We start from the raw sequence: 24849 nt of genomic DNA, 5'->3' as shown, positions 1-24849 counted from the left end.
GGGAAGCGGGAACCGCGCATCCGCGTGGCCCCGTTTCGTCCCGTTTCGGCGCCGCGAGCGCGGCGCCCTGCGCCCTATTCCGCGGCCTGTGCGGGTGCCTCGGCGGCCGCCGTCGGAATGTAGTTGAGGATCGGCGCCAGCCACCGCTCGACCTCGGCGACCGGCATGCCCTTGCGCGCGGCATAATCCTCGACCTGGTCCCGCTCGATCTTCGCAACCCCGAAATAATAGGAGTCCGGGTGTCCGATATAGAAGCCGGACACCGACGAGCCCGGCCACATGGCAAAGCTCTCGGTCAGTTTCACGCCGGTGGTGGCCTCCGCATCGAGCAGTTCGAACAGCGTCGTCTTCTCGGTGTGGTCGGGCTGGGCCGGATAGCCCGGCGCCGGCCGGATGCCGGCATAATCCTCGCTGATCAAATCTTCCGGCGTGAAGGTCTCGTCCGGCGCATAGCCCCAGAATTCCCGGCGCACCTTCTCGTGCATCCGCTCGGCAAAGGCCTCGGCGAATCGGTCGGCCAGCGCCTTCACCATGATCGACGAGTAGTCGTCGTTGGCCTTGGCGAAGCGATTGGCGATCGCCTCCTCTTCGATCCCGGCGGTCACCACGAAGCCGCCGACATAATCAGCCTTGCCGCTGTCCAGCGGCGCGACGAAGTCGGCCATCGCCACGTTCGGCCGGTCGCCGCGCTTGGTCAGCTGCTGGCGCAGCGTGTAGAGCGTCGCCAGTTCCTCCTTGCGGTCGTCGCCGGTGAACAGGCGGATGTCGTCGCCCACCGAATTGGCCGGCCAGAAGCCGATCACGGCCCGCGGCTGGAACCACTTCTCGGCGATGATCTGCTTGAGCATGGCCTGCGCGTCGTTGAACAGCGACCGCGCCGCCTCGCCCTGCTTCTCGTCCTCCAGGATGCCCGGATAGCGGCCCTTCATCTCCCAGGTCTGGAAGAACGGCGTCCAGTCGATGTAGCGCGACAGCTCTTCCAGGTCCCAGTCCTCGAAGACCTGCTTGCCGGTGATCGCCGGCTTGACCGGCTCGTAGGCCGCCCAGTCGCTGACCTGCGCATTGGCGCGGGCCTTGGCCAGCGGCAGCCGCTTCTTGTCGCGTTCGCCCTTGCGATGCGCCTCGGCGACCTTCTGGTAGTCGGCCTTCACGCCCTCGATATAGGAGCCGCGGGTCTCCTCGGAGAGTAGGTGCGAGACCACGCCCACCGCGCGCGAGGCATCGGTGACGTAGACCGTCTGGCCCCGGTTGTAGCCCGGGTCGATCTTCACCGCCGTATGCACCTTGCTGGTCGTCGCCCCGCCGATCAGCAGCGGGATGTCGAAGCCCTCGCGTTCCATCTCGGCGGCGACATGCACCATCTCGTCGAGCGACGGCGTGATCAGGCCGGACAGGCCGATGACGTCGACCTTCTCCCGCCGCGCCGTTTCCAGGATCTTGGCGGCCGGCACCATCACGCCGAGATCGATGACCTCGTAATTGTTGCAGGCCAGGACCACGCCGACGATGTTCTTGCCGATGTCGTGGACGTCGCCCTTCACGGTCGCCATCAGCACCTTGCCGGCGTTCGAGCGCTCGTCGGTGCCGTTCAGCCGCTTCTCCTCCTCCATGTAGGGGAGAAGATGCGCCACGGCCTGCTTCATCACCCGGGCCGACTTGACCACCTGCGGCAGGAACATCTTGCCGGCGCCGAACAGGTCGCCGACGATGTTCATGCCGTCCATCAGCGGCCCTTCGATGACGTGCAGCGGGCGGTCCGCCTCGAGGCGCGCCTCTTCGGTGTCCTCGACGATGTATTCGGTGATGCCGTTGACCAGCGCATGGGCGATGCGGTCCTGGACGCTTTTCTCGCGCCAAGTCAGGTCCTTGGCCTTGGCCTCCTTGCCGCCGGCACTGCGCCAGCGCTCGGCCAGCTCCAGCAGCCGCTCGGTCGGGTCGACGCCGTCATCGCGCTTGCGGTCGAGAACCACGTCCTCGCATGCCTCGCGCAGCTCCGGATCGATGGACTCGTAGACCGCCAGCTGGCCGGCATTGACGATGCCCATGTCCATGCCCGCCTGGATGGCGTGGTACAGGAACACCGCGTGCATCGCCTCGCGCACGGCCTCGTTGCCGCGGAACGAGAAGGACAGGTTCGACACGCCGCCGGAGATGTGCGCGCCCGGCAGGTTCTGGCGGATCTGGCGGGTCGCCTCGATGAAGGCGACGCCGTAGCCATTATGCTCCTCGATGCCGGTGGCGATCGCGAAGACGTTCGGATCGAAGACGATGTCCTCCGGCGCGAAGCCGGCTTCCTCGGTCAGGAGCTTGTAGGCGCGACTGCAGATCGAGACCTTGCGCTCCAGCGTGTCGGCCTGGCCCTGCTCGTCGAAGGCCATGACCACCACGGCGGCGCCGTAGCTGCGCACCAGGCGCGCCTGCTTGAGGAACGCGTCCTCGCCCTCCTTCATGGAGATCGAGTTGACCAGCGCCTTGCCCTGCACACACTTCAGACCGGCCTCGATCACCTCGAACTTGGAGGAGTCGATCATCACCGGAACCTTGGCGATGTCGGGCTCGGCCGCGATCAGGTTCAGGTAGTCGATCATCATCTGCTTGGAGTCGATCAACCCCTCGTCCATGTTGACGTCGATGATCTGGGCGCCGTTCTCCACCTGGCTGCGGGCCACGTCGAGGGCGGCCGGCAGATCGTTCGCCTCGATCATCTTGCGGAAGCGGGCCGAGCCGGTGACGTTGGTCCGCTCGCCGACATTGACGAAGGGAATCTCCTTGGTCAGCGTGAACGGCTCCAGGCCCGACAGGCGCATCAGCGGTGCGATGGTCGGCACCTTGCGCGGCTTGTAGCGTGCGGCCGTCTCGGCCACCGCCTTGATGTGGTCCGGCGTCGAGCCGCAGCAGCCGCCCAGGACGTTGACGAGCCCTTCCTCGCAGAATATCTCGACCTCCTTGGCCATCTGTTCCGGGCTCTGGTCGTATTCGCCGAATTCGTTCGGCAGGCCGGCATTCGGATAGGCGCAGACGAAGGTGTCCGCCGCCGCCGAGATTTCGGCCAGATGGTCGCGCATCGCCGCGGCGCCGAGGGCGCAGTTCAGGCCGATGGTGAAGGGCCGGCCGTGCCGCACCGAATGCCAGAACGCCGTCGGCGTCTGGCCCGACAGCGTGCGGCCGGACAGGTCGGTGATGGTGCCGGAGATCATGATCGGCAGCGTCACGCCCTTTTCCGCGAAGATCTCCTCGCAGGCGAAGATCGCCGCCTTGGCGTTCAGCGTGTCGAAGATCGTCTCGATCAGGATCAGGTCGGAGCCGCCGTCAATCAGACCGCGCAGCTGCTCGCCATAGGCGATGCGCAGATCGTCGAAGGTCACGGCCCGGTAGCCCGGATTGTTGACGTCCGGCGAGATCGAGGCGGTGCGGTTCGTCGGTCCGAGCGCGCCGGCGACGAAGCGGCGCTTGCCGTCCTTCTCCTCGGCGCGGATGCAGGCGCGCCGGGCCAGCCGCGCGCCGTCGCGGTTCAGCTCGTAGACCTGGTCCTCCATCTGGTAATCGGCCTGGGCGATCGTGGTGGAGGAGAAGGTGTTGGTTTCCAGGATATCCGCGCCGGCCATGGCATAGGCGTAGTGGATGTCCTCGATCGCCTGCGGCTGCGTCAGGTTGAGGAGATCGTTGTTGCCCTGCAGATGACATTCGCAGGCGCCGAAGCGATGCCCGCGGAAATCGTCCTCGCCGAGGCCCAGAAGCTGGATTTCGGTGCCCATGGCGCCGTCGAGCACCAGGATGCGCTCGGAAACCGCCTTGCGCAGCGCCCTGGACGCCTCTGCCGGCGAACGGCCTTCGGTCATCGCCCCGAAAAGCTTGTCGGACGTCTCTGTCATGGCTTCACCGTTTCCTTGTCGCTCCGCGGCAAATCACATAAACATATCCTTATGTCAATATTTGCCACGGCGTCGGCCTGTCTGCGCCCACCCTTACACCATGCCCGCGACGGATAGAATTCGAGGGGGTGGGGCAGATCGTTGCCCCGCGCCCGACAGACGGATGACGGCTTCGGCACTGGTCGGCGTCAGGCCTGCCCCGCCACACGACAAATCGACGGCAGCACCGCATGCGTCGACCCCGGCAGGAGAGCGACATCGACCGCCACCGCAGCGTCCGCATCACCCCCGCCCTCCGCAAAGTACGCACCCCACCTCCCCACTCGGCGTCATCCTCGGGCTCCGACCCGAGGACCCATGCCAAACCGCCCCAACCGCCGCCACGCCGCAGACCGCGCCCCTCCCCCGAAACGACACCGCCACCGCAGAGGAATGGGCCCTCGGGTCAAGCCCGAGGATGACGGCGTTAATGTTTGCGCCCTCGTCTGACAGACCAACGACGGCTTTGGCGTTGGTGGGCGTCAGCGCTCGCCCCACCACACGACAAACCGACGGCATCGCCCCATGCGTCGCCCCGGCAAGACAACGACATCGGCCGCCACCGCAGCGTCGGCGTCACCCCCTACCTTCACAGAAAACACACCCCACCTCCCCACTCGGCGTCATCCTCGGGCTCCGACCCGAGGACCCATGCCAAACCGCCCCAACCGCCGCCACGCCGCAGAACGCGCCCCTTCCACTCACGAAGCGACAGCGGCACCGCAGAGGAATGGGTCCTCGGGTCAAGCCCGAGGATGACGGCGTAGCTGTTTGCGTCCTCGCCTGACAGGCCAACGACGGCTTCGGCGCTGGTGGGCTGTCAGGGCTCGCCTCTCCACACGACAAACCGACGGCATCGCCGCATGCGTCGCCCCGGCAAGACCACGACATCGTCCGCCACCGCAGCCGCCGCGTCACCCCCGGCCTCCGCAGAAAACGCACCCCACCTCCCCACTCGGCGTCATCCTCGGGCTCCGACCCGAGGACCCATGCCAAACCGCCCCAACCGCCGCCACGCCGCAGACCGCGCCCCTCCTCCCCCGACGCGACAGCGGCACCGCAGAGGAATGGGTCCTCGGGTCAAGCCCGAGCAACTGTGTGAGTATGCGTCAAGGGGTGGCTGGGCGCGGCTGATATTCTCCGGTTCGGATTGCCACGTTGAGCGTGACGAGGAGCTTGCGGGCGATGGCGATCAGGCTGAGCTTTGCTGGTTTGCCGGCGGTCGTCATGGTGGCGAAGAGGGCCTTCCACGGCGTTGTTCGCACGGCGGCGAGCGCCGCCATGTAGAGGGCGTCGCGCACGCGCTTGCGGCCACCCTGGACGCAGCGTCTGCCGCGCAGCAGGCCGGAGTCCCGGGCAATGGGGGCAAGCCCCGCCAGGGCGGCGATCGCCCGGCGGCTGACGCGGCCGAGTTCGGGCAGGCTGGCCAGCAGCACCGAAGCGGCGACCGGCCCGATGCCGGGAGCTGCGCGCAGCACGCGGCGCTGGCGGGCCAAAGCGGCATCGGCCGCGACCGTCGCCTCGATGCGGCGCTCGATGGTGCGGATCTGCGCGTCGAGGAGGGCGATCACCGCGAGGAGACTTTCGGCGATGCACGGCTCGCTCATGGTCCGCAACCGCACCCGCTCGGCCTTGCGCATTGCGACGAGCTGGTCGCGGCGGCTGACCAAGCCCTGCAGCGCCAGCCGCGCGGGCGCCACCTTCTCCGTCGGCCGCAGCGCCAGAGCCGTGCCGTAAAGGGCCAGCATGCGGGCATCGACCGCATCGGTCTTGGCCAGAAGGCCGGCCGACCGGGCGAAGTCGCGGGCGCGGCGGGGATTGGCCCGGTGGAACACCAGGCCCGCCGCCTCCAGGGCACGGATCAGCGGCTGGTCGAACGGCGCGGTGGCCTCGATCACGACGAAAGCCTGCCGCCTTGCCGCCAAGGCCGTCACGGCAGCGATCCCGTCGGCATCGTTGGTCAGGCGTCTGGCCCGCCCTTCGGGATGAGCAAAGACGTCGAGATGCGCTCCAGAGATATCGATACCCAGCACGGTCCGGTCTATCATCATAAGTCCCATCCTTGTCCTGCGGGCTCGGCGCTGTCACGCCGGCCCCGGCAACTGTTCGGGGTGGATGACGAAAGGCGGGCGGCGAACCTTGCTCGGGCACGGTCTCCAACGACCAAGGATGACACGGTGCGCTGCCCGCCGATCAGCCTCTCCAATTGCAAGAGGCCGTCAACAGACAAGGATGACGGCGTTGGTGAAATGGGCACCACGCCGCACAAACCACGACGTCAGCCTTGCACAAGCTTCAGGGCGTACCCATCTGTGTGTGGTGCAACGCGTCCCTGACTTGTCAGGTCGATGCGCCCAGGGTCTTCAGCTTTTCGTCCGACCACGGATGTACTGGCGAGTCGAAGAGCGAGGCCCGCACATTGTCTCTCGCAGACAACGCGGAGCCGCCGGGCGATGTCCCTGGCGGCTTTTTCGTGTCTGGAGCCCTGAGGCGCCGCCCTCAGACGGACGGCATCCCCCGCGGCCGAGCCCGCGCCGCATCGCCGAAGAGCAGCGTGTCCAGCGCCAGCCGGCCGCCGCCGAAACACATCAGCGTCAGCGCCATCGCCGCCCAGGGCAGATGGAAATTCGCCCAGCCCTCCGGCACGGTGATCTGGATCACCGCCGTCATCACCAGGAGCGCAAGCGCGGCAAAGCGCGTGCCCAGCCCCAGCACCAGCAGGATCGGCAGCACGATCTCGGCGATCCCCGCCAGATGCGCGCTCAGGATCGGCGCCGGATAGGCGTATTCGGCGCCCAGAATGTGCAGCTTGAACTCCTGCGTGAACAGATAGCGCGCGCCGCCCGACAGCTGCAGGAAGCCGTCCCACTTGGTCAGGCCGGATCTGTAGAACGGCACCGCCAGCGCGACCCGCAGCGCCAGCAGCGGCAGGGCCGCCGGAACCGCGCCCAGCGCCGCCTCGGCACGGATCAGCAACTCACGCATCCTGTGTCTCCCTGTCGCGAAAGCCGGTCACGGCGCCCAGATCGATGAGCGCGATCAGCGCCTCGCCGAAAGCGAACCTCCGGTCCGCGTCGACAGCCACCCAGGCCGCTTCCGCCGGACTGGCCCCCGCCCACAGCGCCGCCACGAAGGGCACGTCGCAGGGCGGCAGAATGGTCGAGTGCAGTTCCGCATCTGGCCGCGTCACCAGCACCGCCTCGCCGTCCCAGCGTTCGACCGGACGCACCGGCTGCTGCTGATGGTGCGACCAGATCGTGCCGACGGGATACGCCGAGCGCACCAGCCGCACGGCCGGATGCAGCGCCAGCGTCGTGGCATCGAGCCGCGACGGGTCGAGCCCGGCAAGGCCCGCCCGATCGAGCGCGTCAGACTCGGCTGCGTGATAGGCCTGCGTCAGCGCGACCTCCAGCCGGGCGACATCGGCGAGATAGGGCAGTCCCTCCGCCGGCGCGAAACCGGCGACGAAGTCCGCAAACCCATCGCCGTATTCGAGCATCACCGGCGAGGCGGGCTTCTCGGCGGCGACATAGGCGCGTGCCATGATCTGGAAGAAGGCGTCGCCGACCAGTTGCCGGACCACGGGAAACGCCTTTTCCAGCGCGCCGACCAGCCCTACATGAACATTGTTGCGATAGACCGCGAAGCGGCGGGCGTCGCGCGTGCCGCGATGCGTCGTCAGCCCCGCCGGCATCTCTGCACCCGCCGCGGTCAGGGCGGCGATGAAAGCCTGCGCGCCCATCGTCGACGCGGTGCCGGCCACGGCGCTCATGCCGCCGACCGGACGCGGCGATCCGCCTGCCGCGCCTCGGCCTGGGCGTCCTCCACCCGCGCGACCTCGTCCATCAGCGCCGCGAAGGGCGGCACGTCGTTGTCCCATTCCACCAGCGTCGGCAGCGGGCCGCTCTTTCGCAAGGTGTGCCGGTAGAGCGCGAAGACGTCGGGCAGCACCGGCGCGTTATGCGCGTCGATCAGCAGCCGCTCGCCGGCATCGTCCACCGTCTCGTCATAGCCGGCCAGATGGATCTCGCCGACCCGCTCCAGCGGAAACCGGTCGATATAGGCAAACGGGTCGAGGCCGTGATTGACCGCCGACACCATGACGTTGTTGACGTCCAGCAGCAGTCCGCAGCCGGTGCGCTCGGAAATCGCCGTCAGGAAGTCGATCTCGTCGAGGCTGGCTTCGGAAAACAGGAGATAGGTCGAGGGGTTCTCCAAGAGCATCCGCACGCCGAGCGTCTCCTGCGTCTCCGCCACATGTGCGACCACCCGTTCCAGCGTCGCCGGGGTGTAGGGCAGCGGTAGGAGGTCGTTGAAGAACACGCTTTCATGGGTCGACCAGGCCAGGTGCTCGGAAAAGCTTGCCGGCCGGTAGCGGTCGATCAGCGCTTTCAGCCGCGCCAGATGCGCCTGGTCGAGGGCGCCCTCGCCGCCAATCGACAGGCCGACACCGTGCAGCGACAGCGGATAGCGCGCGGCGATCGCCGTCAGGTAACGATGCGGCGGACCGCCGGCGCCCATATAGTTCTCGGCATGGACCTCGAAGAAGCCGACCGCCGGGTCCGTTTCCAGAATCTCGCCGGCATGTTCGAGCTTCAGGCCGAGCCCGGCGGCAGCGGGCAAGGGCGATGTGTCCGCCACCGATAAGGCGGTCTTGCGATGTGACGACATGGGTGGAGCCTCCCGGATACCAGCGTCGGGGGAAGGCCCGACTTGCCGGCCGGGCCTTCCGGTCAGGGCCGTGTCAGCTCGGCACGTCGCGGGTCAGCGGCTCGGTCGAGCCCATGCGGTCGCCCGGCACGTCCATGGTTTCGCAGGTCCCAGCCGGCACCGCCTTCCAGGCATTGCCCTGGTAGTCGACGCTGGACGTGCCGGCGCAGGTCGTGCCCGGGCCGGCGGCGCAGTCGTTCTGGCCGGCCAGCGCCACGCCGTAGCACTTCACCGTATCCTTGCTGTCCTGCGCCGAAGCCGGCAGCGCCGAGGCGGTCAGGGCGGCGGCAAGCGAGCCTGCCAGTGCGAGATTGAGAGAGCGACGGTCCATGAAATCCTCCTTCGAGACCTTTGATCGGGCGACACCTTTGCCGGTCCCGCCTCCCTGTGTTCGCCCTCGCCGCCCGGTTCGTTACGCCCTCTCGACCATCACCATCATGTGAACCTTTTAGCGCCCTGCCAGCGGAAAAATTCGCCATGCTGCGAAACATCCCAGGCACTGCGCGCGAAGGACCAGACATGAAGCCTGCCTCGCCCGTCCGGCCCGGACGACTGGAATCCCTCTTGATGGCGGCCAACGCCGGCGACGACGGCGCCTATCGTGATTTCCTGCAGGAGGTCGCGGGCCTTCTGCGCGGCTTTGCCCGCGCCAGGGCGCCGGTCCATGCCGGCGGCTTCGATCCGGAGGATCTGGTCCAGGAGATCTTGATGGCGGTGCATCTGAAACGACATACGTGGCGCGAAGGCGAGCCCGTGAAGCCGTGGCTCTTCGCCATTGCCCGCCACAAGGCGATCGACGCCTATCGCCGCGAGGGCCGGCGCGTCAATCTCGACATCGCCGACTTCAGCGACACGCTGGACGACCCCGCCACCATGCCCAACGCCAAGGCCCACGACATCTCCCGCGCGCTCCTGTCGCTCGCCGGCCGCCAGCGGGAGGTCGTCGCCTCCCTCTCCGTCCATGGCCATTCCATCACCGAGACCGCCAGCCGCCTCGGCGTCACCGAGGGCGCCGTGCGGGTCGCCTTCCATCGCGGCCTCGCCGCGATCGCCGCCAGATTCGGACGGACCTGACGCCATGCAGACCGACACCCTCATCGCCACGCTGGTCGCCGACCGCCGGCGCACCGCGCCCGAGACAGGCCCGTCCTGGCTGCTGCTCGCCCTCGTTGCCGCGGCGCTCGCCGGCCTGGTCTTCTTCACCGCCATCGGTGTCCGGCCGGATTTCGCCGGCGCGCTGCAGACCGCCCGCTTCGACTTCAAATTCGTCGTCACCGGACTGCTTGCCGTCACCGCGATCGTCACGATGCGGGCGTTCTCGCATCCCGGCGAGCCACTGCGGCGGCTGTGGTGGCTGGCGCTGCCCGCCGGGGTGATGCTCGCCGCCGTCCTTGCCGAGCTGATCGCCCTGCCGTCGGACGCGTGGATGGCCTATCTCGTCGGCTCCAACGCGCTGATGTGCCTGACCGCCATCCCCTCCATGGGCGCCCCGGCATTGATCGTCTTCCTGTGGGCCCTGCGCCGTCAGGCGCCGACCCGGCCGGCCCTTGCCGGCGGGCTCGCAGGCCTGGCCGCCGCCGCCGTTGCCGCCATCTTCTATGCGGCGCAATGCACCGACGATTCGCCGCTCTTCGTCGCCGTCTGGTATCCGCTGGCCGCCTCGGCGCTGGTCGCCGCCGGCGCGCTTCTGGGCTGGCGGCTGCTGCGCTGGTAGCGCCTTCGGCGTAGCGGCGCCTAGCCTCGCAGCCTCGCAGCCTCGGGGCGGCGCCCCTTTACATCGCCCCATCGCTCACGTTGAACACGGCGCATGGGCGCGGGATGCAGCCGCGCCGTTCCAGATGAGGCGCCTACGATGACCGCAATTGTAAACGCCGGATCGTCTTCCGGCACCCGGCTTCCGACCTTCGCCGATGTCGCCACCGCGCGCGAGCGCATCGCCGGCATCGCCCACCGCACGCCGGTCCTGACCTCGCGCTTTGCCGACGCGCGGACGGGCGCGACGCTCCACTTCAAATGCGAGAACCTGCAGCGCGCCGGTGCCTTTAAGTTCCGCGGCGCCTGCAACGCCATCGCCGCCCTGCCCGAGGACGCGCGCCGGCGCGGCGTCATGGCCTACTCCTCCGGCAACCATGCCCAGGCGATCGCGCTGGCCAGCCGCATCGAGAACGTGCCGGCGACGATCCTGATGCCGGCCGACGCCCCGGCCATGAAGGTCGCGGCGACCCGCGGCTACGGTGCCGACGTCATCACCTACGACCGTTACAGCGAGGACCGCGAGGCGCTCGCCAACACCGTCGCGACGGATCGCGGCCTGACGCTGATCCCGCCCTACGACCATCGCGACATCATCGCCGGTCAGGGCACCGCGGCGGCCGAGCTCTTCGCCGAAACCGGCCCGCTCGACATCCTGCTGGTCTGCCTCGGCGGCGGCGGCCTCCTCGCCGGATCGGCGCTGGCCGCAAGCGAACTGTCGCCCGGCTGCCGGGTCATCGGCGTCGAGCCGGAAGCCGGCGACGACGGCCGCCAGTCCCTGGCCAAGGGCGAGGTCGTCCGCATCGACGTGCCGCGCTCCATCGCCGACGGCGCGCTGACCACCCATCTCGGCGACCTCACCTTCCCGATCATCCGCGACCGGGTGGATTCGATCGTCACCGTGCCCGACGCGGCGCTGGTCGACGCCATGCGCTTCTTCGCCGAGCGCATGAAGATGGTGGTCGAGCCGACCGGCTGCCTTGCCGCCGCCGCCGCCTTCACCGGCGCGGTGCCCTGCGAAGGCCAGCGCGTCGGTGTCATCGTCAGCGGCGGCAATGTCGACGTGGCGAGCTACGCCCGCTTCCTCGCCGACTAGGCGCCCCGTCCCGCCGACACCGGAGCCACACCTGCCGACCGCGCCTCACTGCGCCCGTCAGCCGCCGATGCCGCCCGAAGCGTCCGGCCAGCCCTCGTGGCCGATCAGCGGCACGAAGGCGACCATCTCGAGCAGGATGTCGTCGAATTCCGTCGCCGAGCGCCGGGCGATCCGGCGCAATTCCTGGCCCTGCCGAGTCCGGCCGACCGGGATCACCAGCCGCCCGCCGATCGCCAGTTGCGCGCGCAGCGCCTCTGGAACCGTCGGCGCGGCCGCGGCCACCAGGATCGCGTCGAAGGGAGCGGGGCTTTCCAGCCCGCGGGTGCCGTCGCCGACGGTCACCGCCACATCGTAGCCGAGCGCCTGCAGCCGCGCGCGCGCCGCCTCGCCCAGCGCCGCATCGCGCTCGATCGAGCAGATTGTCGCGCCCATCTCGGCCGCGACGGCGGCGGCATAGCCCGAGCCGGTGCCGACATCGAGCACCCGGTCCCCCGGTGCGATCGCCGCCGCCTCCAGCATCCGCGCGACGATGTAGGGCTGCGAGATCGTCTGCCCGCCGCCGATGGACAGCGGGCCATCCATATAGGCGGACGACGCCAGCGCCTCCGGCACGAAGGCCTCGCGCGGCACCCTTCCCATGGCGTCGAGCACGCGGCGGTCCGAGATGCCGTGGCGCACGAGCTGGTCCTCCACCATCCGGCGGCGCAGTTCCTCGCTCATCGGCTCTCTCCCTGGTTTGCGGTCGCCCTGGCGCAGCACGTTCCTTGCCTTGTCGCCGCTCCGCTGCCGCCGCTTACGACACCGGACTGAGCACGATCTTGCCGCGCACATGGCCGGTCTCGATCCGCTCATGCGCCGCCGGCAGGTCGGCGAACGCCATGGTCGCGATCTCCGGCGGCCGCACGGCGCCCGAGGCGACGAGTTCAAGGATCCGCGTCAGATGTGCCCGGTCGCGCCCGACATGCGGCCGCACGATCCGGATGTCCTCGGGCGTCGCCATGTCGGCCGGCCCCGGCGCGATATGCACCAGCAGGCCGCCGGGCTTCAGCACCGTCAGCGAGCGACGATGCACCTCGCCGCCGATCGTGTCGAACACCACGTCGCAGTCGGCCACCGCTTCCTCGAAGGACGTGGCAGTGTAGTCGATGACGCTGTCGGCGCCGAGATCGCGCAGATAGTCGTGATTGCGCGCGCTGGCCGTCACGAACACCTCTGCCCCGACATGCCGGGCATATTGCACGGCGAAGCTGCCGACGCCGCCGGCCCCGCCATGGATCAGGATCCGCTGGCCGCGGGCGAGCCGCGCCACGTCCTCCAGCGCCACCAGCGCCGTCAGCCCGGTCAGCGCCAGCGCGGCGGCCTCGACATGCGACAGCGCCTCCGGCTTGCGGGCAACGAGCCCCGCCGGGAGCGCGATCTTGCCGGCGCAGGCGCCCTCGTGCCCGCGGTCGAGCACCCCGAAAACCGCTTCGCCCACCGCGAAATCGGTGACGCCCTCACCCAGCTGGGCGACCGTGCCGGAAAAATCCCGGCCGAGCGTCAGCGGAAAGCCGATGGTGTCGGCCCCCGGCGAGCGGCCGGCCCGCAGCTTGGCATCGGCCGGATTGACGCTCGCCGCCGCGACCGTGACCACCACCTCGCCCGGCCCCGGTGCCGGATCGGGAACCTCGCGCAGCATGAGGCTGTCCGCCGGTCCGAATTGATCGATCTGCCAGGCCTGCATGGCTTGTCTCCCCTCAATTGCGCCGATGTGGCGACGTGCCGAAACTCGCGGGCGCGCCACTATCCCGCAAGCGACACCGCCTCCTCGCGCTCCCGCCTCGTCACCCCTTATGGTCCTCCGCCCGCAAGAAAAGAACCGGCGAGACGCTTTCGTCTCGCAACTTTCCCGCCTATCACTTCATCAGGCAACCTGACGGATTGGAAGACAGATGGCGCATCCCGTGACCGCTCGCGAGAACCGGCTGAAGACCCGCGTGGCGGCGGGCGAGAAATCCTTCGGCGTCTGGCTGCAAAGCGCCAATGCGACCACGGCCGAGATCGTCGGGCTCGTCGGCTTCGACTTCGTCATCATCGATCAGGAGCACGGCACCGGCGACATCCAGTCGGCGATCGACATGATGCGGGCGCTCAATGGCACGCCGACCACCGCCATCATCCGCGTGCCGGCCGCCGATCCCGCATATCTGAAGCGCATCGTCGATGCCGGCGCCGAGGCCGTGCTGGTGCCCATGGTCAATTCCGCCGCCGAGGCCAAGAGCGTCGTCGACGCCTGCCTCTACACACCCTTCGGCCAGCGGGGCAACGCAGCCGCCGTGGTGCGCGGCTCGCGCTACGGTCTGGTGCCGGACTATGTCGCCACCGCCCATGAGCGGCTGCTGGTCATCCCGCAAATCGAGACCGTCGAGGCCGTCGCCAATGCCGAGGCGATCGCCTCGGTGCCGGGCGTCGACATGGTGTTCATCGGCCCCGCCGACCTGTCGGGCAGCGCCGGCATGCCCGACCAGACCGGCGCCCCCGAGGTCGAGCGCCTGATCGCCGAGGCCGAAGCCGCCGTGCGCCGCGCCGGCAAGCCGCTGGCCACCGTCCCGCGCCAGGGCCGTAGCTGGCAGCAACTCCTCGGCGAGGGCTACGCCGCCGTCGCCTCCGGCAGCGACATCGCCTGGCTGCGCGATGCCGCCCTTGCCCAGGCGAAGGAGTGGCACGATTTCGCCGGCTGACCGGCGCTCTGCCGGCTGACCCTGCCGCACGCAGCTGTGCGGGCTTCCCGAGCCCCCGCCTCCGCAGCGGCGACAGGCATCAATCCCCGTCGGTCTCGCCGGCCGCAGTCGGGTCCGGTCCCGGAACATGCAGCCCGGCCAGCAGGCTGACGAGCTCGGCCTGCCGCGACAGGCCGGTTTTCATGAACACCGCTTTCAGCTGCGAGCGAACGGTCTCCGGCGAATTGCCGGAAATCCCGGCCAGCGTCTGGATGGTGCCGCCCCGGGCGATGCCGCGCGCGACGCGGGATTCGGCCGGCGTCAGGTCGAACAGTCCTTCGATGATGTCCGCCGAGGGCACCTCGCGGCGCGTCACCGGCGTGATCAGCAAAACCGCCGAGGCCGAGAAGAAGATGTCCCGCGCCGCCAGCCGCACCGGCACCAGATGGGCGATCATCGGCGGATGCCCTTCGCGCGCCGCCAGCGGGATCGAGCGCATCGACCGCGCCCTGCCTTCCGAAAGAACGGCTTCCAGCAGCGCATCGGCGCCCGGATCGCTGAAGGCGACGCGCTTGCTGCCGTCGCGGATCACGTCGGGGATCAGCGCCTCGAACAGCCCGTTCGCCGCGGCGATGCGGTGTGACAGCGACAGCACCGCGCCCGGCAGGCCGACGAGACCGAGCATTTCCGTCGCTGCGCGCGCCCGCTCCAGTTCCAGCCGGCCGGACAGGACGGCGGCCCGCGCCAGATGCGGCCGCAGCGCATCGAGCTTGTCCACCGCGGCGCTGTCGAACGGGCCGTCGTCATAGCGGCGTTCGAAGGTGTAAAGCAGCTTGTCGCCGGTTGGCACCTTCACGGCGCTTCCCGCACACCAGCCATAGCCGCGGGGCCACAGGAATTCGGTGTACATCGGCTGGGTCGCGAGTTCGGCCCGCGTCATCACGTCGAACTCGGTGATGAACCCCGGATGGGTGGACGCCAGCCCGTGCGGCGTTCGTGTATCCAGTTCGGGACGGCCGAGTGCGGCGAAGTCAGCGAGCAGGTCGGACATCATCTGCGAGCCGACCCAGCGCATGCCGTCCGGATGCAGGTCGAGCAGCGCACCTCCGCAGCTTCCCACCTCTTCGGCGATGTCATGGAGAATGTCGGGCCAGAACTCGCCGACGAAGGCAGCCTCGTAGATCCGGTCGACGAGATCCGTGTCATCGCGTGGCATGCTCCGCTCCGTCCGATCACCGAAAGGCAATCAGAGGCTACGGACTGCATCCTGAACGTGCAATAGAAAGTCCGTCGAGGCCTTCTCGTGCCTTACGCCTCCCCCTCGCGTGCGACGACCCGCAGGACATGGTCGCCGAGGAAATCCGGCGTTTCCGGATCGAAGCAGACGGTCGCGATATAAGGGTACTCGTCGGCGAACGTCCTGAGATCGCCTCCCGCCGAGAAGAGCAGCGTCGGGATCCGCCGGCGTCGGAGCACGGCGACCACCATCGGCAGATACCGGCAACCAGCATCGACGCCGACCACGGCCACGTCATAGTGCCGGCGCAGAAGGTAGCTCAGCTTCGCCGGCAGACTGATGCAATCCGCCAGGATATCCCGCCCGAGGAGAACGTCCTCGATGAACGCCGCCACCAGCGGGTCGTCGACGACCACCAGCGCCTCCAGGCCGGACATCCTGCCGCCGAAACTGCCGGCCCCGTCCATCATCTTCTGGCGCCCGCGATCGTCTCAGCGATCGGTGACCGACGCAGGCTGCGGATGCGGCGATGTCTCCCTGAGGACCACCGGCTCAGAACCGGGGCGCCCGCTTCCGCCTGATGCATGATCTTGCCCCTCCAGTCGCGCAGACGCTTGTCCGCATTGGCCCCATGGTCCCGCCGGCCGGCCGTCTCCGCATCCCCCGTTTGAGGTATGCGGCCCACATATCGGCTGCGTTGGCCCGCATGCGGGTCGGCAGAACCAGCCTCGGGCAGCGAGGCCCTTGGGATCTTGCGCCTCGCATACTGAAAGCTGCCGCAACGTCGCTTGACAGGCGCGTCAGAAGGTGAAAAATTTTACGCGTGCTGAAAAGAGCCGCACAGGCCGGACAGCCACATGGGGGGAGCGAAACATGATCGCCACGGCTGCGCCGCCTCGTTTGAGCACCGCTCCGTCTCGCCGGACGCCGGGTGTCGCCCTGCCGATCCACCATTGCATCGACCGCACAGCCCCGACGCCATCTCGCAACCGCGCGCCATCCATCGCCCGGCGCCGTGTTCGCGCGACCGCGGCAGGTTCCGCGATCGCCGCCGCAGCCAGCAGGGCGACACCGACGGGGGCGCTCCGCAGCTAACGTCAGCATGAGGCCGGCATGCAGATAACGACACGGCCAAAGAGGAGGAGACACAGCCATGTATGACAGGGAAAAGGACCTGATCGACTCATTCGTCAGGGGCCGGCTCGGCCGGCGCGAATTCCTGAAGCGGATGGGCTATCTCGGCATCGGGACGTTCGCCGCGTCGAGCCTGATGGCCTCGGCCGCCACCCGCGCCTTCGCGCAGGCCTCGGACTTCGACTGGATGAAGCACAAGGGCACGTCGCTCAAGCTGTTGCTCAACAAGCATCCCTATGCCGACGCGATGATCGCCGACATCGAGGCTTTCAAGTCGCTGACCGGGATGGATGTGACCTATGACGTCTTCCCGGAGGACGTCTATTTCGACAAGGTCACGGCGGCGCTGTCCTCGGGCTCGTCCGAGTACGATGCGCTGATGACCGGCGCCTACATGACCTGGACCTACGGTCCGGCCGGCTGGATCACCGACCTCAACGAATACATCAAGGATCCGGAAAAGACCGCAGCCGCCTGGGACTGGGAGGACTTCCTGCCGGGCCTGCGCGCCTCGACCGCCTGGGACGGCACGCCGGGCTCCGAACTCGGCTCCGGCGACGCCAAGCAATGGTGCATCCCCTGGGGCTTCGAGCAGAACAACCTGTCCTACAACAAGACCATGTTCGAGAAGGCCGGCCTGGAGCCGCCGAAGGACATGCCGGCGCTGCTCGCCGCCTGCGAGAAGCTCAAGAGCGTCGACGCCAATGTCTATCCCATCGGGGTGCGCGGCTCGCGGTCCTGGGCCACCATCCATCCCGGCTTTCTCTCCGGCTACAGCAATTTCGGCGAGAAGGACCTGATCAACAATGGCGGCGTCCTCAACGCGGCCATGAACACCGACGGCTCCAAGGCCTATCACCGCGACTGGGTGAAGATGATCCAGGATTACGGGCCGAAGAACTGGTCGACCTACACCTGGTACCAGGTCGGCACCGATCTCGGCGCCGGCGCCTCGGCGATGATCTACGACGCCGACATCCTCGGCTATTTCATGAATGGCGGCGACAACAAGGAAGCCGGCAACATCGCCTATGCGCCGATCGCGCCCAATCCGGAGGCCGACGCCCCCACGCCGAATGTCTGGATCTGGTCGCTGGCCATGTCCAACTTCTCGCAGAACAAGGACGCCACCTGGTACTTCATGCAGTGGGCGTCCTCGAAGGAGCACGATTTGTTCGGCGCCCGCAAGATGGACTTCGTCAATCCGGTGCGCGCCAGCGTCTGGAAGGACGCCGAGTTCCTCGAGCGCATCCAGTCGAAATATCCGGGCTATGTCGACCAGTTCGAGGTCTCGTCGCCCGGCGCCAAGATCTACTTCACCCCGCAGCCGCTGTTCTTCGACGTGACCACCGCCTGGGCCGCGATGCTCCAGCGCATGGTCGCCAACGAGGTGCAGGTGGACGAAGGCCTCGACCAGCTCGCCGCCAGTATCGACGAGCAGCTCCAGCAGGCCGGCCTGCAATAGCCCCCGCGGGCCGCGCCGCCGGTCATGGCGGCGCGGCCCGTTCTTCCGCAGCGAACCGAACATGATCCGGCGGCCCGTCTGTCGGCCAACGGGGAGGCATGGAATGACGCCAGCACAGGAGACAGCAGCCAAGCGTGGCGGCGGCGCCACCCGGCGCCGGCGGCGCACGAACTGGCTCCCCTATCTCCTCAGCATGCCGGCGCTCCTCGTGACGGTCTGGATTCTCATCCCCTTCCTGACCGCCATCTATTATTCGCTGCTGCGCTACCGGCTCAGCCTGCCGCAATTGCGCGGCTTCATCTGGTTCGACAATTATCTGCAGTTCCTCACCGACGCCCGCTTCTGGGGCACGGTGCAGGTCTCGCTGACCTACACCGTCCTCACCGTCGTCATCGAGCTGCTGCTCGGTCTCGGCATCGCGCTCCTGCTGCAGCGCCCGACCCGCTTCAACAATCTTGTCTCGATGCTGCTGCTGCTGCCGCTGATGGTCGCGCCGGCGCTGGCGGCGCTGATGTGGAAGCTGATGACAAACCCGAATTTCGGCGTGCTGAACTATCTCGTCAGCCTCGTCGGCTTCACCGATTTCCGCTGGGCTTCGAGCCCCTCCTCGGCGTTGTTCACCGTGGTCCTCGTCGACGTCTGGGTCTACACGCCGTTCATCATGGTGCTGCTTCTGGCCGGGCTGCGCTCGCTGCCCAAGCAGCCTTTCGAGGCGGCGGCGCTGGACGGCGTGCCCAAGAGCTTCGTCTTCTTCCGCATCACCCTGCCGATGCTGATGCCCTACATCCTGACCGCGTCGCTGTTCCGCATGCTGGAGTCGATCCAGCAGTTCGACATCATCTACGCCATGACCCAGGGCGGCCCCGGCAACACGCTGACCGTCTTCCAGGTCGAATCCTACCTGCAGTTCTTCCAGTTCACCAATGTCGGCCGCTCGGCGGCCCTGCTCATGGTGCTCTGGGCGATCACCTTCGCCCTGTCCAACGTCTTCGTGAAGAACTGGCTCCGGCTGCGCGAACGCGCGCACGGCAACGTTTAGAGGTCACCGAGCATGGATCACGTCGGCCCCATCGAGCGCACCGTCAGGAACGTCCTGATCACCCTCGTCCTGATCTTCTTCATGTTCCCGATCGTCTGGATCGTGCTGATGTCGTTCCAGACCAACGAGCAGGTACTGCGCATTCCCCCGAGCCCGTTCTTCGAGCCCACCCTCGTCAACTACACGGCGCTGATCACCGGCAAGCTGCGCACCGCCGCCGGCTCGCTCGACATCGCCTTCATGAGCAATCTCTGGAACTCGGTGATCCTGTCGGTCTCCTCGGTCGCCCTGTCGCTGGTGCTGGGCGTGCCGGCGGCCTACGCCTTCGCCCGCTACAAGTTCCGCTTTTCCGAGGACATCGCCTTCACGCTCCTGTCCTTCAAGTTCGCGCCGCCGCTGCTCGTCCTGTTGCCCCTGACCCTCTATTTCCAGGCGATCGGCCTCGCCAACACCTATATCGGCCTGATCTGGGTCTACCAGCTGATCACCCTGCCGCTGATCCTGTGGATCGTGCGGGGCTATTTCGAGGACATCAGCCCGGACATCGAGGGCGCCTACCGCATCGCCGGCCATTCCTGGGCCCGCACCTTCAGGAAGATCGCGATCCCCCTCGCCATGCCGGGCATCGCGGCGGCCGCCCTCCTCTCCTTCATCTTCGCCTGGAACAACTTCGTCTTCGCGCTGGTGCTGGCCTCCGCCGACAAGCAGCCGGTCACGGTCGGGGCACTGGCCTTCGTGACCGCCTCGGGGATCCAGTACGGCCAGATCGCCGCCGCCATCGTCCTGTCGATCACGCCGACCCTCGCCCTTGCCCTGTTCGCCCAGCGCTACCTCGTCGAAGGCCTGTCGCTCGGCGCGGTGAAGGGGTGATCGCGTGGCCACGCTGACCCTCGACCACGTCACCAAGCGCTTCGGCAAGGACATTGTCCTCGACGACATCTCGCTCGCCGTCGCCGACGGCGAGACCGTGGCGATCTTCGGCCCGTCCGGCGCCGGCAAGACCGTCCTTCTGCGCATGATCGCCGGAATGAGCGAGCCGGAGGAAGGCGATCTCCTGATCAATGGCGAGGACATGATCGGCGTCGCTCCCGAGCGCCGGGCGGTCGGCATGGCGTTCCAGAACTTCGCGCTGTTCCCGCACATGACCGCCTTCGAGAACATCGCCAGCCCGCTGCGCGCTCACCGCACGACGAATGCCGAGGTCGCCGAAAGCGTCGATGCGATCGCCCGGCTCCTGAAGATCGAGCATGTGCTCGACCATGCGCCGCGAGCCCTGTCCAACGGCCAGAAGCAGCGCACCGCCCTGGCCCGCGCCCTCGTCGCCGCGCCCCGGCTGCTGCTGCTCGACGACCCGCTGCGCAATGTCGACGCCAAGCTGCGCTTCGAGATGCGGCTGGAGCTGCCGCGGCTCCTCGAACGCTTCGGCTCGACGGTTCTCTACGTGACCCAGGACTACCGCGAGGCGATGGCGCTCGGCCACCGCATCGCGGTGCTGATGGATGGCCGCTTCGTTCAGATCGGCACGCCCGAGGAGATCTATCTGCGCCCGGCGACGATCGCGGTAGCCGAGCTGTTCGGCGACCCGGTGATCAATCTGTTCGAAAGCCGCGTCGAGTCCGGCCTGCCCGATGCCAGCGTGGCCATCGGCAAGGCCCGGCTGCTGCTGCCTCCCGGCTATGCGGGCATCGCCGGCCGGCCGGTCACCGTCGGAATCCGCCCCGAGCATCTGCGCTTTGCCGGCAGCGAAGGGGATTCCGGCACCCTGTCGGCGCGAGTCGCCGCCATGCTGCCGCTCAACGACCGGCTGGTGCGCCTGCTCGTCACCGAGGACGGCCACGAATTCTACACCTCGCGCGACGCCGGCCGGCAGGATCTCGGCGAGGGCCGGCCCTGCGTCGTGTCCGCCGACCCGGACGCGATCCTGCTCTTCGACCGCGCCACCGGCCGGCGCATCGCACCGGAAGGCCTGGAGGGAACGAGATCGACATGAATGCAGCCGTGTCCCTCCGCTCCGTCAGCAAGGTCTACGCCGCCAGGGCGAAGAACCCGATCTACGCGGTGCGCGATGTCTCGCTCGAGATCGAATCCGGCGAGATCGTCGCCCTGCTCGGCTCGTCGGGCTGCGGCAAGACCTCGACCCTGCGGATGATCGCCGGCTTCGAGGCGGTGACACAGGGCGAGATCCTGATCGGCGACCGGCCCGTCCACAGCTTGCCGCCGGCCCGGCGCGGCGTCGCCATGGCCTTCGAGGGCTATTCGCTCTACCCGCCGCTGACCCTGCGCGAGAACATCGCCTTCGCCCTGAAGTCGGAGAAGCTCGGCGCCGCCGAGACCAGCCGCCGGGTCGACGAGATCGCCAGGCTGCTCGAACTCGGGCCCCATCTCGACCGCTACCCCTCCACCGTCTCGGCCGGTCAGCAGCAGCGCGCCAGTCTCGGCCGGGCCCTGGTGCGCAAGGCCGATCTCTATCTTCTCGACGAGCCGATGGGCCAGCTCGAGCCGCAATTGCGCGCGGTGCTGCGCGGCCGGCTGAAGCGCTATCTGCGCGAGCACGGCCTGACCGCGATCCTGGTCACCCACGACCAAACGGAGGCCAATGCGCTGGCCGACCGCATCGCGGTGATGGAAGGCGGCGTGCTGCAGCAATTCGCCTCCCCCGCCACCCTGAAGAACGAGCCGGCCAACCTCTATGTCGGCACGTTCATCGGCGAGCCGCCGATGAACGTCTACCGCGTCACCCCAATTGTCGAAGACGGTCGCGTCTCCCTGCGCGAAAACGGTGAGGAACTGTTCGGCTATGCCGCGTCCGAGCTCGGCGACGGGCTCGTCGGCCTCCTGTCGGCGCGCCGCGAGGTGGTCGTCGGCGTGCGGCCGGCCGATGTCGCCATCGGCTCCGGCGGGGCCCCGGCGAAGATCGTCACCAACCAGTGGATCGGCGACCAGACCCATCTGGAATCGGCCTTCGGCGGCGGCGTCATCGTCGCCACCCTCGACAGCCGCTTCGCCGGCACGGGCGGCGATGCCCTGACCGTCGACGTGCCGGCCGACCGTCTGCACGTCTTTGCCGCGAGCGGCGAGGCCCTGGCCCACGGCCATCGCCTCGCGGCGGGAGAGGCTGCCTGATGGCCAGGGCGCCCATCCTCATCGGCATCGACGCCGGCACCTCGGTGATGAAATCCGTCGCCTTCACCACCGATGGCGAGCAGATCGCGGTCGCCGCGCGCAAGAACAGCTATGTCTGCGTCGAGGATGGCGGCGTCGAACAGGACATGACGGCGACCTGGGCCGACGCGGTGGCAACGCTGCAGGACCTGACGGCGCAGCTCGGCCACCGCGCCGCCGCCATCGTCGCCGTCGCCATCACCGGCCAGGGCGACGGCACCTGGCTGATCGATGCGGGCGGAAAGCCCGTCGGCCCGGCCTGGCTCTGGCTCGATGCTCGCGGCGGCTGCATCGCCCGGGACTTCGCCGCCAGCGAGCGCCACCACGCCCATTACAAACACACCGGGACCGGCATCAACACCTGCCAGCAAAGCGTCCAGATGCTGGTGATGAAGCAGCGCCATCCCGAGCAGCTAACCCGGGCCACCACCGCCTTCCACTGCAAGGATTGGCTCTATTTCAACATGACCGGCGTGCGGGCCACCGACCCGTCGGAAGCCTCCTTCACCTTCGGCGATTTCCGCACCCGCCGGTACAGCGACGCCGTCATCGCCAATCTCGGCCTTTGCGACGAGGCGCGCCTCCTGCCGCCGATCGTCGATGGCCGCACGCAGTCCCATCCGCTGACCCGCGAAATCGCGGACCTGACCGGGCTTCCGGACGGCGTGCCGGTCGTTCTCGGCTATGTCGACATCGTCGCGACCGGCGTCGGCAGCGGCCTCGTCGGCGAAACGCCCGGCACCGGCTGCTCCATCCTTGGCTCCACCGGCGTCCACATGCGCCATGTCCGCAGCGCCGACGACGTTGTCCTCAACTCCATGCGCAGCGGATACGTCATGCCCCTTCCCACCGGCGACGGCCTCGTGCAGTTCCAGTCCAACATGGCGGCGACGCTCAACATCGACTGGATCGTCGGGCTGGCGTGGAAATTCCTGCAGAGCGAGGGCGTCGAGCGCGACCGCGGCCAGTTGATGGCGCATCTCGACGACCGGGTGCTGGCGGCTAGGGCGGTCTCGGCCATCTATCACCCCTACATCTCCGAAGCCGGCGAGCGCGGCCCCTTCATGGAGCCGCTGGCCCGGGCCCAGTTCACCGGCCTGCATCAGGCCGCCAGCTTCGACGATCTGATGCGCGCCGTCTTCGAAGGCCTCGCCTTTGCCGCGCGCGACTGTTTCGAGGGCGCCGGCGGCGTACCGCCAGCGATCACTCTCACCGGCGGCGCCGCCCGCTCCCGCGCCATGCGGCTGTTCCTGGCCAGCGCGCTGGGCTGTCCGGTGCGCAATGTCGAGCGCGAGGAAGCGGGCGCGGCCGGCGCGGCGATGATCGCCGCCGTCAGTTGCGGCATCTATGGCTCGATCGAGGAATGCACCGCCGTGTGGACGCGGGACCGTCTTTCGGAGCCGACCCTGCCCGACGCCGCGCTCGCGCCGCTCTACGACGAGGCCTTCGGGCTCTACCGCGACATCCGCGAACAACTGCCGCCGATCTGGACCCGCCTCGCCGCGCTCCACGATCTGGCCAACCGCGCAGGGAGGGCCGACTGATGGCGCCGCGCATCGCGATCATCGGCGACAATTTCATGCTGCCGGAAATCTTCGCCGAGGCCATCGCCGCGGCCAGCCCGGCGACGCCGGACATGGCCCTGCACCGGCTGCCCTGGCCGGACGAGCCGATGGAGCACGGCTACGCCGTGCAAGGCATGGATGGCCTCAAGGAATATCAGGGCAGCGCCGAGGCGACCCTGGCGATGATCGGCGAGGCCGACCTGCTGGTCACCCATCTCGCCCCCCTGTCGCGCGACATGTTCGGGCAATTGCCTCGGCTGAAATTCGTCGCCGTCTCGCGCGGCGGCCCGGTCAATATCGACATGGCCGCGGCCCGCCAGCGCGGCATCCTCGTGGTCAACACCCCCGGCCGCAACGCCAGCGCCGTCGCCGAATTCACCCTCGGCGCGATCCTCGCCGAGACCCGCAACATCTCCCGCGGCCACGACGCGCTGCGCGGCGGCGACTGGCGCGGCGACCTCTACCGTGCCGACACGACCGGCCGCGAATTGTCGGAGATGACTGTCGGCGTGGTCGGCTACGGCGCCATCGGCACGCGGGTCGTCCGGCTTCTCAAGGCCTTCGGCTGCAGGATTCTGGTCGCCGATCCCTATGTGCAGCTGTCGTCGCAGGACGCCCGCGACGGCGTCGAACTGGTCGCGCTGGAACGCCTGCTTTCCGAATCCGACGTCGTCACCCTGCATGCCCGCGTCACCGAGGAGACCACCGGCTTCATCGACGCCGCGGCGCTCGCCCGCATGAAGCCGGACGCGACCTTGATCAACACCGCCCGCGGACCGCTGCTCGACTACGACGCCCTGACCGACGCGCTCGGCCGCGGCCATCTGCGCGGCGCCATGCTGGAGACCTTCGCCGTCGAGCCGGTCCCGGACGACTGGCCGCTGCTCAGGCTTCCCAATGTCACGCTGACGCCGCATATCGCCGGCGCCTCGCTGAAGACCGTCAAGATCGCCGCCGATCAGGCGGCCGAGGAGGTGCGCCGCTATCTGGCCGGCGAGCCGCCGGTCAACCCCTGCTGATCCCCGCGCGGCGGGCCCACAGGCTGCAACAGGAGAGACGATGATGCGCGACGCGAACAC

Annotated in this window: 21 protein-coding genes; 11 read left to right on the top strand and 10 right to left on the bottom strand. The window is 68.4% G+C overall.

What is annotated here, in order from left to right:
* Nucleotides 1-74 precede the first annotated feature (74 nt).
* The 6 genes from metH to SI859A1_RS05420 form a co-directional block, all read right to left on the bottom strand.
* On the bottom strand, nucleotides 75-3872 hold the full coding sequence (gene metH / locus SI859A1_RS05445) for a methionine synthase (protein ID WP_009208844.1): 3798 nt from the start codon (nucleotides 3870-3872) through the stop codon (nucleotides 75-77).
* 1148 nt (nucleotides 3873-5020) lie between these two features.
* Entirely contained in the window at nucleotides 5021-5962 is a 942-nt protein-coding gene (locus SI859A1_RS05440) for an IS110 family RNA-guided transposase (RefSeq protein WP_040325081.1), read from the bottom strand.
* 448 nt (nucleotides 5963-6410) lie between these two features.
* Nucleotides 6411-6896, bottom strand: a complete 486-nt coding sequence (locus SI859A1_RS05435; RefSeq protein WP_050767446.1) for a DoxX family protein — start codon at nucleotides 6894-6896, stop codon at nucleotides 6411-6413.
* Nucleotides 6889-7683 (bottom strand): HvfC/BufC N-terminal domain-containing protein, encoded by a 795-nt coding sequence (locus SI859A1_RS05430; protein ID WP_148233747.1) that lies wholly within the window; start codon nucleotides 7681-7683, stop codon nucleotides 6889-6891. Before SI859A1_RS05430 ends, SI859A1_RS05435 begins: the two co-directional genes overlap by 8 nt.
* Nucleotides 7680-8582 (bottom strand): MNIO family bufferin maturase, encoded by a 903-nt coding sequence (gene bufB, locus SI859A1_RS05425; RefSeq protein ID WP_009208839.1) that lies wholly within the window; start codon nucleotides 8580-8582, stop codon nucleotides 7680-7682. The genes SI859A1_RS05430 and bufB overlap by 4 nt, the downstream gene beginning before the upstream one ends.
* Before the next feature lie 73 nt (nucleotides 8583-8655).
* A complete protein-coding gene (locus SI859A1_RS05420) occupies nucleotides 8656-8952 on the bottom strand; it encodes a BufA1 family periplasmic bufferin-type metallophore (RefSeq protein WP_024348792.1) in 297 nt (98 codons plus the stop codon).
* Nucleotides 8953-9140: 188 nt separating this feature from the next.
* Here SI859A1_RS05420 and SI859A1_RS05415 point away from each other — a divergent pair, with 188 nt between their 5' ends.
* From SI859A1_RS05415 to SI859A1_RS05405, 3 genes are all read left to right on the top strand, one after another.
* Nucleotides 9141-9695, top strand: a complete 555-nt coding sequence (locus SI859A1_RS05415; RefSeq protein ID WP_009208837.1) for a sigma-70 family RNA polymerase sigma factor — start codon at nucleotides 9141-9143, stop codon at nucleotides 9693-9695.
* 4 nt (nucleotides 9696-9699) lie between these two features.
* A complete protein-coding gene (locus SI859A1_RS05410; RefSeq protein WP_009208836.1) occupies nucleotides 9700-10335 on the top strand; it encodes an NrsF family protein in 636 nt (211 codons plus the stop codon).
* A 138-nt stretch (nucleotides 10336-10473) separates the two neighbouring features.
* A complete protein-coding gene (locus tag SI859A1_RS05405) occupies nucleotides 10474-11469 on the top strand; it encodes a threo-3-hydroxy-L-aspartate ammonia-lyase (RefSeq protein WP_040325357.1) in 996 nt (331 codons plus the stop codon).
* A gap of 57 nt (nucleotides 11470-11526) precedes the next feature.
* Here the strand turns inward: SI859A1_RS05405 and SI859A1_RS05400 are convergent, their stop codons facing one another.
* Complete coding sequence (locus SI859A1_RS05400) at nucleotides 11527-12189, bottom strand: protein-L-isoaspartate(D-aspartate) O-methyltransferase (RefSeq protein ID WP_009208834.1); 663 nt, start codon at nucleotides 12187-12189, stop codon at nucleotides 11527-11529.
* A 73-nt stretch (nucleotides 12190-12262) separates the two neighbouring features.
* Entirely contained in the window at nucleotides 12263-13192 is a 930-nt protein-coding gene (locus SI859A1_RS05395; protein WP_009208833.1) for an NADP-dependent oxidoreductase, read from the bottom strand.
* Between the two features lie 208 nt (nucleotides 13193-13400).
* Here SI859A1_RS05395 and SI859A1_RS05390 point away from each other — a divergent pair, with 208 nt between their 5' ends.
* The gene (locus tag SI859A1_RS05390) at nucleotides 13401-14189 is read left to right on the top strand and encodes an HpcH/HpaI aldolase family protein (protein WP_009208832.1); all 789 of its coding nucleotides are present in this window, start codon (nucleotides 13401-13403) and stop codon (nucleotides 14187-14189) included.
* Nucleotides 14190-14268: 79 nt separating this feature from the next.
* Here the strand turns inward: SI859A1_RS05390 and SI859A1_RS05385 are convergent, their stop codons facing one another.
* Complete coding sequence (locus SI859A1_RS05385) at nucleotides 14269-15384, bottom strand: helix-turn-helix transcriptional regulator (RefSeq protein ID WP_050767445.1); 1116 nt, start codon at nucleotides 15382-15384, stop codon at nucleotides 14269-14271.
* Nucleotides 15385-15476: 92 nt separating this feature from the next.
* The gene (locus tag SI859A1_RS05380; RefSeq protein WP_040325354.1) at nucleotides 15477-15875 is read right to left on the bottom strand and encodes an ANTAR domain-containing protein; all 399 of its coding nucleotides are present in this window, start codon (nucleotides 15873-15875) and stop codon (nucleotides 15477-15479) included.
* A gap of 683 nt (nucleotides 15876-16558) precedes the next feature.
* Here SI859A1_RS05380 and SI859A1_RS05375 point away from each other — a divergent pair.
* The 7 genes from SI859A1_RS05375 (at nucleotide 16559) to SI859A1_RS05345 (ending at nucleotide 24789) form a co-directional block, all read left to right on the top strand.
* A complete protein-coding gene (locus tag SI859A1_RS05375; RefSeq protein WP_009208829.1) occupies nucleotides 16559-18004 on the top strand; it encodes an ABC transporter substrate-binding protein in 1446 nt (481 codons plus the stop codon).
* A gap of 193 nt (nucleotides 18005-18197) precedes the next feature.
* A complete protein-coding gene (locus tag SI859A1_RS05370) occupies nucleotides 18198-19043 on the top strand; it encodes a carbohydrate ABC transporter permease (protein ID WP_244401127.1) in 846 nt (281 codons plus the stop codon).
* A gap of 12 nt (nucleotides 19044-19055) precedes the next feature.
* The gene (locus tag SI859A1_RS05365; RefSeq protein ID WP_009208827.1) at nucleotides 19056-19913 is read left to right on the top strand and encodes a carbohydrate ABC transporter permease; all 858 of its coding nucleotides are present in this window, start codon (nucleotides 19056-19058) and stop codon (nucleotides 19911-19913) included.
* Between the two features lie 4 nt (nucleotides 19914-19917).
* Nucleotides 19918-21033: an ABC transporter ATP-binding protein gene (locus SI859A1_RS05360; protein ID WP_009208826.1), complete on the top strand. Its 1116-nt coding sequence runs from the start codon at nucleotides 19918-19920 to the stop codon at nucleotides 21031-21033.
* Entirely contained in the window at nucleotides 21030-22166 is a 1137-nt protein-coding gene (locus SI859A1_RS05355; protein WP_040325350.1) for an ABC transporter ATP-binding protein, read from the top strand. Before SI859A1_RS05360 ends, SI859A1_RS05355 begins: the two co-directional genes overlap by 4 nt.
* On the top strand, nucleotides 22166-23749 hold the full coding sequence (locus SI859A1_RS05350; protein ID WP_009208824.1) for an FGGY-family carbohydrate kinase: 1584 nt from the start codon (nucleotides 22166-22168) through the stop codon (nucleotides 23747-23749). Before SI859A1_RS05355 ends, SI859A1_RS05350 begins: the two co-directional genes overlap by 1 nt.
* Nucleotides 23749-24789 (top strand): 2-hydroxyacid dehydrogenase, encoded by a 1041-nt coding sequence (locus tag SI859A1_RS05345; protein ID WP_009208823.1) that lies wholly within the window; start codon nucleotides 23749-23751, stop codon nucleotides 24787-24789. Before SI859A1_RS05350 ends, SI859A1_RS05345 begins: the two co-directional genes overlap by 1 nt.
* The last annotated feature ends 60 nt before the right edge of the window (nucleotides 24790-24849 follow it).

Source organism: Aurantimonas manganoxydans SI85-9A1, assembly GCF_000153465.1.
Lineage (GTDB): Bacteria > Pseudomonadota > Alphaproteobacteria > Rhizobiales > Rhizobiaceae > Aurantimonas > Aurantimonas manganoxydans.
This window is presented reverse-complemented; position numbering and strand designations above follow the sequence as displayed.

Bases quoted from the DNA above. Each gene is read 5' to 3' on its own strand.
- metH (WP_009208844.1), bottom strand. From the start codon at position 3,872: ATGACAGAGACGTCCGACAAGCTTTTCGGGGCGATGACCGAAGGCCGT.
- SI859A1_RS05440 (WP_040325081.1), bottom strand. From the start codon at position 5,962: ATGATGATAGACCGGACCGTGCTGGGTATCGATATCTCTGGAGCGCAT.
- SI859A1_RS05435 (WP_050767446.1), bottom strand. From the start codon at position 6,896: ATGCGTGAGTTGCTGATCCGTGCCGAGGCGGCGCTGGGCGCGGTTCCG.
- SI859A1_RS05430 (WP_148233747.1), bottom strand. From the start codon at position 7,683: ATGAGCGCCGTGGCCGGCACCGCGTCGACGATGGGCGCGCAGGCTTTC.
- bufB (WP_009208839.1), bottom strand. From the start codon at position 8,582: ATGTCGTCACATCGCAAGACCGCCTTATCGGTGGCGGACACATCGCCC.
- SI859A1_RS05420 (WP_024348792.1), bottom strand. From the start codon at position 8,952: ATGGACCGTCGCTCTCTCAATCTCGCACTGGCAGGCTCGCTTGCCGCC.
- SI859A1_RS05415 (WP_009208837.1), top strand. From the start codon at position 9,141: ATGAAGCCTGCCTCGCCCGTCCGGCCCGGACGACTGGAATCCCTCTTG.
- SI859A1_RS05410 (WP_009208836.1), top strand. From the start codon at position 9,700: ATGCAGACCGACACCCTCATCGCCACGCTGGTCGCCGACCGCCGGCGC.
- SI859A1_RS05405 (WP_040325357.1), top strand. From the start codon at position 10,474: ATGACCGCAATTGTAAACGCCGGATCGTCTTCCGGCACCCGGCTTCCG.
- SI859A1_RS05400 (WP_009208834.1), bottom strand. From the start codon at position 12,189: ATGAGCGAGGAACTGCGCCGCCGGATGGTGGAGGACCAGCTCGTGCGC.
- SI859A1_RS05395 (WP_009208833.1), bottom strand. From the start codon at position 13,192: ATGCAGGCCTGGCAGATCGATCAATTCGGACCGGCGGACAGCCTCATG.
- SI859A1_RS05390 (WP_009208832.1), top strand. From the start codon at position 13,401: ATGGCGCATCCCGTGACCGCTCGCGAGAACCGGCTGAAGACCCGCGTG.
- SI859A1_RS05385 (WP_050767445.1), bottom strand. From the start codon at position 15,384: ATGCCACGCGATGACACGGATCTCGTCGACCGGATCTACGAGGCTGCC.
- SI859A1_RS05380 (WP_040325354.1), bottom strand. From the start codon at position 15,875: ATGATGGACGGGGCCGGCAGTTTCGGCGGCAGGATGTCCGGCCTGGAG.
- SI859A1_RS05375 (WP_009208829.1), top strand. From the start codon at position 16,559: ATGTATGACAGGGAAAAGGACCTGATCGACTCATTCGTCAGGGGCCGG.
- SI859A1_RS05370 (WP_244401127.1), top strand. From the start codon at position 18,198: ATGCCGGCGCTCCTCGTGACGGTCTGGATTCTCATCCCCTTCCTGACC.
- SI859A1_RS05365 (WP_009208827.1), top strand. From the start codon at position 19,056: ATGGATCACGTCGGCCCCATCGAGCGCACCGTCAGGAACGTCCTGATC.
- SI859A1_RS05355 (WP_040325350.1), top strand. From the start codon at position 21,030: ATGAATGCAGCCGTGTCCCTCCGCTCCGTCAGCAAGGTCTACGCCGCC.
- SI859A1_RS05350 (WP_009208824.1), top strand. From the start codon at position 22,166: ATGGCCAGGGCGCCCATCCTCATCGGCATCGACGCCGGCACCTCGGTG.
- SI859A1_RS05345 (WP_009208823.1), top strand. From the start codon at position 23,749: ATGGCGCCGCGCATCGCGATCATCGGCGACAATTTCATGCTGCCGGAA.